We start from the raw sequence: 11,028 nt of genomic DNA on the forward strand, positions 1-11,028 counted from the left end.
GGCTGGAAAGCCCCGCACCCCCGCCGTCGTCGTGTCTCAGTGGCCGAAGATCCCGCCAGGGCCCCCGGCGCCGCCTGCGCCGCCCGCCCCGCCGTTGTTGCCGCCGGCGACACCGACGATGCCGGTGGCTCCGGCGATCGTGTTGCCGGTCGCGCCGCCGTTCTTGCCGTGCTTGCCCTTGCCGTTGCCGCCGTTGGTCCCGCCGTTCGCGCCCTTGCCGTCGTTGGACGGGTTCGGGGACTGCGGCAGCGGGAGCAGGGTGAAGTTGCTGAACGGGACCCCGGACAGCGCGCCGGTCATCGCCTCACGCCAGATCGGGCCGGCCAGCGTGCTACCGAAGGCCGTGTTGTAGGGGACCGCGCTGCCGCCGATCAGCTGGCCGTTGTCGAGCGGCTCCAGCTTCGCGGTGTCGGAGACGACGGTGGCCGCGGCGATCTCCGGGGTGTAGCCGATGAACCAGACGCTGGCGCTCTTGTCGGTGGTACCCGTCTTGCCGGCGCTGGGGCGGCCGTCCTTGAAGGCGTCGACCGCGCCGGTGCCGTCGTTGACCACGCCCGCCAGCATCGAGTTGATGGCGTCGGCCGTGCCCTGCTGCATCGCCTGCTGGCAGTTGGCCTGCGGCACCGCCAGCGTCTTGTGGTCCGCCGTGGTCACCGAGGTGATCGCGGTCGGGTTGCAGTAGACGCCGCGCGCCGCGAACGACGCGTAGACCGCGGCCATCTGCAGCGGGGCGATGTCGTTGGTGCCCAGCGTCATCGACTGGACCACCTGGAGCGGGTCGAGCTGGCCGGGCGTCTTGTACTCCGACGCCTGGCTCTTGAGGCCGAGCTTGTTCGCCATGGTGGCGACGTTGCACAGGCCCGTCGCCTGCTCCAGGGAGACGAAGTAGGTGTTGACCGACAGCGCCATGGCCTTGGCCATGTTGTAGGGGCCGACCAGGCTGTGGCTGTCGTTGTGGTCGTTCGGGACCGGCGACAGGGTGGCGCCGGAGCAGTCCGTCATCGCCGGGTAGTCGGCGGAGTACGGCGACGGGTAGGTGGTGTTCATGTTCAGGCCCTGGTCCAGCGCCGCGGCGGCGGTGATGGGCTTGAACGTGGAACCGGTCTGGAAGCCGAAGCCGCCGCCCATCGACGCGTCGACGTTGTAGTTGATCGTCGTGATGTTCGCCTGCGGGCCCACGCCGTACGGGCGGCTCTGGCCCATGGCGAGGATCTTGCCGGTGCCCGGCTGCACCATCGACATCGCGGCGGCGGCCTTGTCGCCCGCGTAGACGTGGGAGGTGACCGAGGCGTTCAGGGCGGCCTGCGCCTTCGGGTCCAGCGTGGTGTGGATCTGCAGACCGCCCTGGTCCCACAGCGCCTGCCGGTCCGACTGGGTCTTGCCGAAGGCCGGGTCCTTCAGGATCACGTGCTCGACGTAGTCGCAGAAGAACGCCTCACCGTTGTGGTTCGCGGTGATGCAGCCCTCCTGGGGCTTGTGCGGGTTCAGCCCGAGCGGCGTCGCCTCGGCGGCCTTGGCCTGCGCCGCGGTGATCGAGCCGTACTCGGCCATCTTCTCCAGGACGGTGTTGCGGCGCTTGAGCGCGACGTCCGGGTAGACGATCGGGTCGTAGTAGGTGGGCGACTGGACCATGCCGCCCAGCAGCGCCGCCTGCTGGAGCTTCAGCTGGCTGGCGTGCACGCCGAAGTACCGCTCGGCGGCGGCCTCGACGCCGTAGGCCTGCTCGCCGAAGAAGGTGATGTTGAGGTAGTTGGTCAGGATCTGGTCCTTGGTCAGGGTCTCCTCGACCTTGATCGCGTACTTCAGCTCCTGGATCTTGCGGCCGACGGTCTGCCGCTGCGCCTCCAGCACCTTCGCCTGGTCGTTGCCCGCCTCCTCGACGAAGACGTTCTTGACGTACTGCTGGGTCAGCGTCGAACCGCCCTGGGTGGCGCCGCCGCCGCCGTTGTTGGTCACCGCGCGCAGCATGCCGCGCAGGTCGACGGCGCCGTGCTGGTAGAAGCGGTTGTCCTCGATGTCGACCAGCGCCTGGCGCATCAGGGGTGAGATCTGGCTCTCGCTGACGACGGTGCGGTCGCGCGAGTACACCTTGGCGATGACGTTGTTCTGGTCGTCGTAGATGTAGGAGGCCTGGGACAGCGGCGGCTGGGTGAAGTCGGCCGGAAGGTTGTTGAAGTCGTTCACGGCGGACTGCGCCCCGAGCCCCAGCGCGCCCACGGCCGGCAGGGCCAGGCCGGCGACGAGGCCACCGGCCAGCACGCTGGCACCGAGGAGTCGGGCGCCGAGCGAGATCTGCTGGAGTGGGGACACCTTGCGCTTCGCTGCCATGGCAGAACCTTACGCGGCGTTCCTCGGACAGCTGGCCAGGTGTTCGCCTACTCTTGTCACAAGCGTGCGACAACTTGTCGTGCGCCCGCTTGATTCACTCTTGTGGGTGATGAGAGATGACCGAATCGAGGGGGAATGCCTGGCATATGCCAGGCGAATGAGCGGTTGGCAAGGCCACAGCGGGCACCCGAAGCCCGCGAGGGCCGACGACCTGCGATCACTCCAACGGGTGACCTCCCGGGCACGCATAGTCCAAATGGGCCATAAGGATTGGGCCCCAAGGGGCTGTTGCAACGCGCACTTCTTCCGTAACGTCCTCAACTGGCAACGGCATATTCGCCGTTGCCGCCGTGGGGGAGCCTCGATTCGGGAGAGGACGGCGCCAGCATGAGCTGGGTTGAGGACTGGAGTGCGCAGGCCGCCTGCCGCACCAGTGATCCGGACGAACTGTTCGTCCAGGGGGCGGCACAGAACCGCGCGAAGGCGGTGTGCACTGGATGTCCGGTGCGGACCGAGTGCTTGGCTGACGCTCTGGACAACCGTGTCGAGTTCGGTGTCTGGGGGGGCATGACCGAGCGGGAGCGCAGAGCGCTGCTGCGTCGGCGTCCGACGGTCGTCTCGTGGCGCCGCCTGCTGGAGACCGCGCGCAGCGAGTACGAGCAGGCCTACGCGGTCGTCGCCGTGGACTTCGCCGAAGCGGGCTGAGCCCCGCAGGCAGTTGCACCACCCAGGGGCGCGAGGCTGCGCCGATGTGCGGCTCCTCCCCCAGCCTTCGGCCGGGAGGTGCCCCCAGCGTGCGCGCGACAATCCCCCAGCCTTCGGCTGGGGGTGCCCCCATCCCACGCAGGTAGAGCCCCGAACGAGCAGGGCCGTCCGCCTGTCGTCGGTTGCTCGCGCCCACGCGGCGGAGCGCAAATCGGCAGAGCCTCGCGCCCCTGGATGTGCCTGGTTACTCGCGTGCCAGCAGCTCGCCGACGGTGCGGAGGCCGTCGAGGTCGTGGACGTCCCCCGCCAGCGCGGAGACCTCGGCGACGCGCACGTCCGGGTAGACGGACGCGAAGCGGTCGCGCATGCGGCGCTCCCTCGCGATGATCTGCATGCGCTCCGCATGCAGCCGCAGCAGTCCAGCGGCCAGCTGCTCCGCGTCCCCGGGCGGAGCCTCGTCCAACGCCTCCGCCGCCGCCCGCGCGCGCTCCGCGCTGAGCTGGGGGGCGCCTGTGCTGTGAACGCGGTTCAGGACGAGCCCGGCCAGCGGCATGTGGTCGGCCTCCAGGCGGTCGACGAAGTACGCCGCCTCCCGGAGCGCGTCCCGCTCCGGCGCGGCCACGACGAGGAAGGCCGTGCCCTTCGCCTGGAGCAGCGCGTACGTGCGGTCCGCGCGCTCGCGGAAGCCGCCGAACATGGAGTCCATCGCCGCCACGAACGTGGAGACGTCCTGGAGCACCGTCGCGCCCAGCACCTTGCTGAGCACGCCGGTGAACATCGTCATGCCGACGTTCAGCATCTTCATCGCGCTGCGCCCGCCCACCTTCGCGGGAGCGGTCAGCACTTTGATCAACCGCCCGTCCAGGAACGATCCCAGACGGTTCGGCGCGTCCAGGAAGTCCAGCGCGGAGCGGCTCGGCGGGGTGTCGACGACGATGAGGTCCCACGTCCCGGTGGCGTGGAGCTGGCCCAGCTTCTCCATCGCCATGTACTCCTGCGTGCCGGCGAAGCCGGAGGAGAGGGACTGGTAGAAGGGGTTCTCCATGATCTGCCGGGCCCGTTCGGCGTCGGCCGCGGCCAGCACGACCTCGTCGAAGGTCCGCTTCATGTCCAGCATCATGGCCTGGAGTTCGCCCGGTCCCGTCACGCCCTTGACCACGCGCGGGGTGTTGTCGAGCTCGGTGAGGCCCATGGACTGCGCCAGCCGCCGGGCCGGGTCGATTGTCAGCACGACGACCTTGCGGCCCCGTTCGGCCGCCCGCAGGCCGAGCGCCGCGGCCGTGGTGGTCTTGCCGACGCCGCCGCTGCCGCAGCAGACGATGATGCGGGTACCCGGGTCGTCCAGCAGTGCGTCCACGTCCAGTTGACGGGTGGTCAACGGCTCCGCCGAGGTCGTTCCCGCCGACGTCATGCCGCCCCCTGGGTCCGCAGTTCGGCGGCGAGCCGGTAGAGGCCGCCGAGGTCGACACCGCCCGACAACTTGGGCAGTTCGTAGGTGGGCAGCCGCAGCCCTTGGATGTCTGCTCGCTGGGCGCGCTCCAGTTCGACGCGCGCGGCGTGCTCGCGGCCCTCCGCGAGCAGCGGGCCGACGAGCTTGCGCGCCGTTGGCCCCGGGCCGCCGCCGTTGGCGGCCGTACGGCGTCCGCCCAGCCCGCCCTCCGTCAGGGCGAGGGCCAACTCCTCCTCGTGGCCGTCCTCGGCCGCCAGCAGCGCCGCCTGGTCCAGGACCGGCGGACGCACCATGTTCACGAAGACCCCGCCCACCGGCAGCTTCGCCGCGTGCAGGTCGGTCACGCCGTCCACGGTCTCCTGCACCGGCATCTCCTCCAGCAGCGTCACCATGTGCACGGCGGTCTCCGGGGACTGTATGACCCGCATCACCGCCTGCGATTGGTTGTGGATCGGCCCGACCCGGGCCAGGCCGGCCACCTCGGTGTTGATGTTGAGGAAGCGGGTCACCCGACCCGTCGGCGGGGCGTCCATCACCACCGCGTCGTAGACGCGACGGCCGTCCGGACGCCGCCGCCGCACCGCCTCGCAGGCCTTGCCCGTCAGCAGCACGTCCCTCAGGCCGGGCGCGATGGTCGTGGCGAAGTCGATGAAGCCGAGCTTGCGCAGCGCCTTGCCCGCGCGGCCCAGCTTGTAGAACATCTCCAGGTACTCCAGCAGCGCCTGCTCGATGTCGATGGCTAGCGCGTACACCTCGCCGTGGCCCCGCCCGGCGGCCACCTTGCGCTCCTCGTAGGGCAGCGCGGCGATGCCGAACAGCTCCGCGATGCCCTGGCGCTCCTCGACCTCGATCAACAGCGTCCGGCGGCCCTCCTTCGCCAGCGCGAGGGCGAGCGCCGCCGCGACCGTGGTCTTGCCGGTGCCTCCCTTGCCGGTGACGACGTGGAGGCGGACGCCCTCCCAGTCCGGACCTGCAGGTGGAGCTGCGGGCATGAGCCGTTCCTCCCTGGCGATCGCGCGTCACGTCATGCGGGTCATGCGGTGTACGTCAAAGCTGTGCCGTCCGGTCGAGCGTAACCAATGGGCATCCGGTGGACGGGCTAGAGTCCAGTGTCATGACCAAGTGGGAATACGTGACGGTGCCGCTGCTGGTGCACGCGACCAAGCAGATCCTGGACACCTGGGGCGAGGACGGCTGGGAGCTCGTCCAGGTCGTTCCGGGCCCGAACAACCCGGAGCAGCTGGTGGCGTACCTGAAGCGGGAGAAGCAGTAACCATGAGCAAGGTTGAGACCCGCCTGGCCGAGCTCGGCCTGGCCCTGCCCGAGGTCGTCCCCCCGCTGGCGGCCTACGTTCCCGCCGTGCAGACCGGCGACTTCGTCTACACCTCGGGCCAGCTTCCGATGGTGGCCGGCAAGCTCGCCCTGACCGGGAAGGTCGGCGCCGAGGTCACCGCGGAGGAGGCCAAGGAGCAGGCGAAGATCTGCGCGATCAACGCGCTGGCGGCCGTCAAGTCCGTCATCGGCGACCTCGACCGCATCGAGCGCGTCGTCAAGGTCGTCGGCTTCGTCGCCTCCGCCCCCGACTTCACCGGCCAGCCGGGCGTCGTCAACGGCGCGAGCGAGCTGCTGGGCGAGGTCCTGGGCGAGGCGGGCGTGCACGCCCGCAGCGCCGTCGGCGTCGCGGTGCTGCCGCTGGACGCGCCGGTCGAGGTCGAGATCCAGGTCAAGGTCCGTGCGTAACGCCGGCCGCTGAGGCAGGTCCCTGCGGGGACGCAGTGTGATTTGTTGGGCCTGCGCCGTACGATCCGGCCATGAGTGATCGACGGAGTGACCGGCTGCCGCCGAGCTGGGCGGACCGGATCGCGGCGCAGGCCCGCGGGGAGCTCACCCCCGTGCAGCCGCGCCGCGCGGCGACGGTGGTGCTGCTGCGCGCGCAGGGCGACGCCGTGGAGGCGTACCTGCTGCGCCGCCGCACCTCGATGGCGTTCGCGGGCGGTGCGTACGCCTACCCCGGCGGGGCCGTGGACCCGCGTGACAGCGCGCCGGGCCTCGGCTGGGCCGGTCCGGACGCGGCGGCGTGGGGCGAGCGGCTGGGCGTGCCCGCCGACGAGGCCCGCGCCGTGGTCTGCGCGGCGGTCCGGGAGACCTTCGAGGAGTCCGGCGTCCTGTTGGCCGGCCCCGACGCGGCCTCCGTCGTCGCGGACGTCTCCGGCGAGGAGTGGCGCGCGGCGCGCACCGCGCTGGAGGCGCACGAGCTCTCCTTCGGCGAGTTCCTCGCCTCGCGCGGTCTGGTGCTGCGCAGCGACCTGCTCGGCGCGTGGTCCCGCTGGATCACCCCCGAGTTCGAGGAACGCCGCTACGACACCTGGTTCTTCGTCGCGACCGTCCCCGAGGGCCAGCGCACGGCGGAGGTCCCCGGCGAGGCGGACCGCGTCGTGTGGATCTCCCCCGAGGAGGCCGCGGCGCACCACGCGGCGGGCGAGTTCTTCATGCTGCCGCCGACGATCACGACGCTGCGGGAGCTCACCCCCTACGGCAGTCCGGACGCGGCGCTGACGGCGGCGAAGGCCCGCTCGATCGACCCGATCCTGGCCCAGGCCCGCATCGAGGACGACGGCGCGATCGTGGTCAGCTGGCCCGGCCACCCGGGCCTGGCCCTGCGGGGGCAGCTGTGAGCACCGTGGTGACGGAGCGGGCCACGCTGGTCCTGGCCCCGAACCCCTCCCCGATGACGCTGGAGGGCACCAACACCTGGATCCTCGCCGAGCCGGGCTCGTCCGAGGCCGTCGTCATCGACCCCGGCCCCCTGCACGAGGGCCACCTGGCCGCGGTCCTGGCGGCGGTCGAGGCCCAGGGCAGCCGGGTCGCGGCGACGCTGCTGACCCACGGGCATCCGGACCACGCGGAGGGCGCGGCGCGGTTCGCCGAGCTGAGCGGCAGCGGGGTCCGCGCGCTCGACCCGGGCCTGCGGCTGGGCTCCGAGGGGGTGGCGGACGGGGACGTCCTGGAGTTCGGCGGGCTGGAACTGCGCGTCGTCGGGACGCCGGGCCACACCTCGGACTCCCTCTGCTTCACGCTTCCCGCGGAGGGGTCGCTGCTGACCGGGGACACGGTCCTCGGCCGCGGCACCACCGTGGTCGCCCACCCCGACGGCCGCCTCGGCGACTACCTGGACTCCCTGAAGCGGCTGCGGTCCCTGGCGGAGGCCCGCGAGGCCCGCACGATCCTCCCCGGACACGGCCCGGTCCTTTCGGACGCCCTCGGCGCGGTGGAGTACTACCTCGCCCACCGCGAGTCCCGCCTCGCGCAGGTCGCCGCGGCGGTCCAGGCGGGGCACGCGACTCCGGCGGAGGTCGTCGCCCACGTCTACGCCGACGTCGACCGCTCGCTCTGGCCGGCGGCCGAGTGGTCCGTCAGGGCGCAACTCGAATATCTGAGGGAGAACTCTTAGGCGCTGGGGGAGGCCGCACCACCAGGGGCGCGGGGCTCTGCTGATCTGCGGCTCCGCCGCGCAGGTTCCCGCGCCCCCAGGTGGTGCAACCCGATGTCAGCGTGAGCGACGGGCCAGGCGCTCGACGTCCAGCAGGATCACGGCGCGAGCCTCCAGGCGGAGCCACCCGCGCTGGGCGAAGTCGGCGAGGGCCTTGTTGACCGTCTCGCGCGACGCGCCGACCAGCTGGGCCAGTTCCTCCTGGGTGAGGTCGTGGACCACGTGGATGCCCTCGTCTGAGGGGACGCCGAACCGTCGGGACAGATCCAGCAGGGCCTTGGCGACGCGGCCGGGGACGTCGGAGAAGACCAGGTCCGACATGACGTCGTTGGTGCGGCGCAGGCGGCGCGCGATGGCGCGCAGCAGGGCGATGGCCACCTCGGGGCGGGTCGCGAGCCACGGCTGCAGGTCGCCGTGGCCGAGGCCCAGCAGCTTGACCTCGGTCAGCGCCGAGGCGGTGGCGGTGCGCGGGCCCGGGTCGAAGAGCGACAGCTCGCCGATCATCTCGCTCGGTCCGACCACCGCGAGCATGTTCTCGCGCCCGTCGGCCGAGGCCCGGTGCAGCTTCAGCTTGCCCTCGACGATGACGTAGAGCCGGTCCCCGGGGTCGCCCTCGTGGAACAGCGACTCGCCGCGGCTCAGCGTCGTCTCCGTCATGGAGGCACGCAGCTCGGCGGCCTGCTCGTCGTCCAGTGCGGTGAAGAGCGGTGCCCGCCGCAGAACGTCGTCCACTCGGTCCTCCTAGTCGGCCGTGCAGGCTTGAGGTTCGGTCCCCATCATGCCCGACCGGGAAACAGTGCGATCAATCACAACAAGTGTGTCTTACGTGTTTCCCGTTCTCCTAGCGGGGTGGCAACCCTGAGACGGAATCGTCCACCAACCGGGACACAACCAGGATCAGTCCACGCAGGGGATGCCTCGGCCCATCTCCACCGAAGCGCCCTGGAAGGGGATGCTGGACACCGCGTCGCCGGACAAGGAGCCTCCGGCGGCGCCCCCGGAGCCGCCGCCGACCGCCGTGCTCGGGCGGGCCGCGCCCACCGCGTCCATGCCGAGCAGCACCTCGACGTGACCCGCGGCCAGGTTGGCGGCGGCACTCGGCACGGCGGAGACGCCGAGCTTCGTCGCGATCTGCTTGGCCGCCTGCGCCGCGTTCGCGCCGGAGCCGTAGCGGATGACGGTGTGCGCGCGGGACGCGGAGTTGCCGGTGCGGCCCGCGGTCCAGCCGGCCTCGACGAGGTCCTTCTGCTTCTGCGCCGCCAGCCCGGTGATGCCGGAGCTGTTCAGCACGTCCACGGTGGCGGGGGCGACGGGCCCGGTCTGCTGCTGCGGAACGGCGGCGGGCGAGGAGGAGCCGCCCGCGGGCGGCGCGCTCTGGTGCGGGTCGACGGAGATGAGCCGCTGCATGATCCGTTGGATCTGCTGCTCGTCGACCAGGTTGACCGACTCGCCGTTGCGGGTGGCGAAGCCCTGGATCGGCAGGGTGTTGAAGACGACGTTCCCGCCGGTCAGGTTGGGCACCTGCTGGGCGAAGTCGAGGACGTTCCACTGCGAGTCCAGCACCACGTCCTTCTTGACCACGCCGAGCAGTCCCTGCATCTTGCCGAGGTCGTCGAACAGGCCCTCCTGCTTGAGCTTGTACATCACCGAGGAGATGAAGGCCTGCTGACGGTGGGTGCGGTCGAGGTCCCCGTTGGTGAGGTTGTGGCGCTGGCGGACGAAGGAGAGGGCCTCGGCCGCGTCGAGGGTGTTGTAGCCGGCGTGGAAGTCGGCGCCGGAACCCTGGCCGGCCATGGCCGGGTCCTTGGTGGCGTGCTTGAGGCAGACCGTGACCGGCTGGACGACCTTGGCGATGTCGTAGAAGCCGAGCAGGTTGACCTCGGCGAAGTGGTCGATGCGGACGCCCAGGAACTGCTGGACGGTGGCGAGGGTCGCCTCGCGTCCGGCCTCGCGGCTCTGTTGTTCGAGCGCGGCGCCGGTCAGGCCCTGGGCCTTGAGTTTCGGCTCGATCGCGGCCTTCGCCAGGCCGTAGGCCTCCTTGACCTTGTGGTGGCCCTGGGAGGTGCCGTCGCCGTTGAGCGTCTCGACGTAGTCGTCGCGCGGGATCGAGACGGCCTGCACCCTGCCGCCGCCCGCGGGGATGTGCAGCAGGATCAGCGTGTTGGTGTTGTAGCCGCCGATGTCGCTGGAGCCCGCGTGCAGGTCCTGCTCGACGAACTGCTTCGGCAGGTCGTCGCCGTTCATGTCCTTGCGGCTGTCCAGCCCGATCAGCAGCAGGTTGATGGAGTTGTCGAGCTTGGGCGGCGCGTGACGCTGGGTGACCCCGAGCGCGTCGGAGGTGTTCAGACCGTCCGCCAGGGAGTGGTAGGTGAACCAGGAGACGCCGCTGCCCAGCAGCACCACCGCGGAGGCGGTGGCCAGCATCGCCCGCCCGGCCTTGACCAGCGGCGTCGCGGGGCCCCGTCCGACCGCGCGGTCCCCCGCGCGCTCGCGGGGCCGGACCGAGGGTCGGATCGAGGGGCGGACCGGCGGTCGGCCCGACGGGTGCCCGTGCGGGTGGCCCTGGCGTCGGTCAGCCATGGTGGCTCCTTCGCGGGACGGGGACCTGTGCGCCGCGACCGGCCGCGCGGGCGGCGAGGCGACGGGTCAGCGCGCGCCGCAGCGCCGGTGCGGCGACGGCCGCGAGCAGGGCGAAGAGCATGGCCGGGAACAGCTCGACCGCGCACTTCAGCACGCTGGTGCCGAACTTGTCGCCGGCGAAGTCCGAGGCGTGCAGCAGTGCCTGGTCGACCAAGGCGACGGCGGCGATCACCAGCGGCGGGCTCGGCAGGACCCACCACAAGCCCCGGTGGGTGACCAGCAGTGCCGCCCAGGCGGAGGCCAGCACCGAGCAGACCAGGAAGAAGGTGCCGCCCAGCGTCGCGCCCGAGACCTCCTCGACCAGCGCGCCGAGGACGGGCAGACCCAGCAGCACCCAGCTCGCCTGGGGCCGGGCGAGCCGCCCGCCGCGCACCGGGCCGCGCACCGCGCCGCGTTCGGGCCCGCCGCGGTCGGG

The 11,028-nt window shown here is 71.5% G+C and carries 11 protein-coding genes; 5 read left to right on the forward strand and 6 right to left on the reverse strand.

The window, feature by feature from the left end:
• Positions 1 to 36: 36 nt before the first annotated feature.
• Positions 37 to 2,328, reverse strand: coding sequence for a transglycosylase domain-containing protein (locus tag TR50_RS14730; protein ID WP_042420560.1), 2,292 nt, complete (start codon positions 2,326 to 2,328; stop codon positions 37 to 39).
• A gap of 387 nt (positions 2,329 to 2,715) precedes the next feature.
• Between TR50_RS14730 and TR50_RS14735 the strand changes: the two genes are divergently transcribed.
• Entirely contained in the window at positions 2,716 to 3,033 is a 318-nt protein-coding gene (locus TR50_RS14735; RefSeq protein ID WP_042373630.1) for a WhiB family transcriptional regulator, read from the forward strand.
• 244 nt (positions 3,034 to 3,277) lie between these two features.
• Here TR50_RS14735 and bagB read toward each other — a convergent pair whose 3' ends face one another.
• Together bagB and bagA are read right to left on the reverse strand one after the other, a co-directional pair.
• Positions 3,278 to 4,444 (reverse strand): ATPase BagB, encoded by a 1,167-nt coding sequence (bagB, locus tag TR50_RS14740; protein WP_042420561.1) that lies wholly within the window; start codon positions 4,442 to 4,444, stop codon positions 3,278 to 3,280.
• Positions 4,441 to 5,475 (reverse strand): ATPase BagA, encoded by a 1,035-nt coding sequence (gene bagA / locus TR50_RS14745; protein WP_042420563.1) that lies wholly within the window; start codon positions 5,473 to 5,475, stop codon positions 4,441 to 4,443. The genes bagB and bagA overlap by 4 nt, the downstream gene beginning before the upstream one ends.
• A gap of 122 nt (positions 5,476 to 5,597) precedes the next feature.
• Here bagA and sp36 point away from each other — a divergent pair, with 122 nt between their 5' ends.
• The 4 genes from sp36 (at position 5,598) to TR50_RS14760 (ending at position 7,934) form a co-directional block, all read left to right on the forward strand.
• Positions 5,598 to 5,756 (forward strand): Sp36 family protein, encoded by a 159-nt coding sequence (sp36, locus tag TR50_RS45500; protein ID WP_143094391.1) that lies wholly within the window; start codon positions 5,598 to 5,600, stop codon positions 5,754 to 5,756.
• A 2-nt stretch (positions 5,757 to 5,758) separates the two neighbouring features.
• Positions 5,759 to 6,223: a RidA family protein gene (locus tag TR50_RS14750; RefSeq protein ID WP_042420566.1), complete on the forward strand. Its 465-nt coding sequence runs from the start codon at positions 5,759 to 5,761 to the stop codon at positions 6,221 to 6,223.
• 71 nt (positions 6,224 to 6,294) lie between these two features.
• Positions 6,295 to 7,158, forward strand: a complete 864-nt coding sequence (locus TR50_RS14755; RefSeq protein WP_042420574.1) for an NUDIX hydrolase — start codon at positions 6,295 to 6,297, stop codon at positions 7,156 to 7,158.
• Entirely contained in the window at positions 7,155 to 7,934 is a 780-nt protein-coding gene (locus TR50_RS14760) for an MBL fold metallo-hydrolase (protein WP_439654219.1), read from the forward strand. The genes TR50_RS14755 and TR50_RS14760 overlap by 4 nt, the downstream gene beginning before the upstream one ends.
• Positions 7,935 to 8,030: 96 nt before the next feature.
• On the opposite strand, the gene TR50_RS14765 is transcribed toward TR50_RS14760, so the two are convergent.
• From TR50_RS14765 to TR50_RS14775, 3 genes are all read right to left on the reverse strand, one after another.
• Positions 8,031 to 8,705 carry a Crp/Fnr family transcriptional regulator gene (locus TR50_RS14765; protein WP_042373640.1) on the reverse strand — a complete coding sequence of 225 codons (675 nt, stop codon included), beginning with the start codon at positions 8,703 to 8,705 and terminating at the stop codon, positions 8,031 to 8,033.
• Between the two features lie 165 nt (positions 8,706 to 8,870).
• On the reverse strand, positions 8,871 to 10,553 hold the full coding sequence (locus TR50_RS14770; RefSeq protein ID WP_084700280.1) for an LCP family protein: 1,683 nt from the start codon (positions 10,551 to 10,553) through the stop codon (positions 8,871 to 8,873).
• The coding region (locus TR50_RS14775) for a DUF6542 domain-containing protein (RefSeq protein ID WP_042420576.1) at positions 10,546 to 11,028 on the reverse strand (483 nt) is incomplete at its 5' end. The genes TR50_RS14775 and TR50_RS14770, both read right to left, overlap by 8 nt.

This window comes from Streptacidiphilus anmyonensis, from assembly GCF_000787855.1.
Taxonomy (GTDB): Bacteria; Actinomycetota; Actinomycetes; order Streptomycetales; family Streptomycetaceae; genus Streptacidiphilus; species Streptacidiphilus anmyonensis.

Coding starts and splice junctions, on each gene's coding strand:
- TR50_RS14730 (WP_042420560.1), bottom strand. CDS start 2,328: ATGGCAGCGAAGCGCAAGGTGTCCCCACTCCAGCAGATCTCGCTCGGC.
- TR50_RS14735 (WP_042373630.1), top strand. CDS start 2,716: ATGAGCTGGGTTGAGGACTGGAGTGCGCAGGCCGCCTGCCGCACCAGT.
- bagB (WP_042420561.1), bottom strand. CDS start 4,444: ATGACGTCGGCGGGAACGACCTCGGCGGAGCCGTTGACCACCCGTCAA.
- bagA (WP_042420563.1), bottom strand. CDS start 5,475: ATGCCCGCAGCTCCACCTGCAGGTCCGGACTGGGAGGGCGTCCGCCTC.
- sp36 (WP_143094391.1), top strand. CDS start 5,598: ATGACCAAGTGGGAATACGTGACGGTGCCGCTGCTGGTGCACGCGACC.
- TR50_RS14750 (WP_042420566.1), top strand. CDS start 5,759: ATGAGCAAGGTTGAGACCCGCCTGGCCGAGCTCGGCCTGGCCCTGCCC.
- TR50_RS14755 (WP_042420574.1), top strand. CDS start 6,295: ATGAGTGATCGACGGAGTGACCGGCTGCCGCCGAGCTGGGCGGACCGG.
- TR50_RS14770 (WP_084700280.1), bottom strand. CDS start 10,553: ATGGCTGACCGACGCCAGGGCCACCCGCACGGGCACCCGTCGGGCCGA.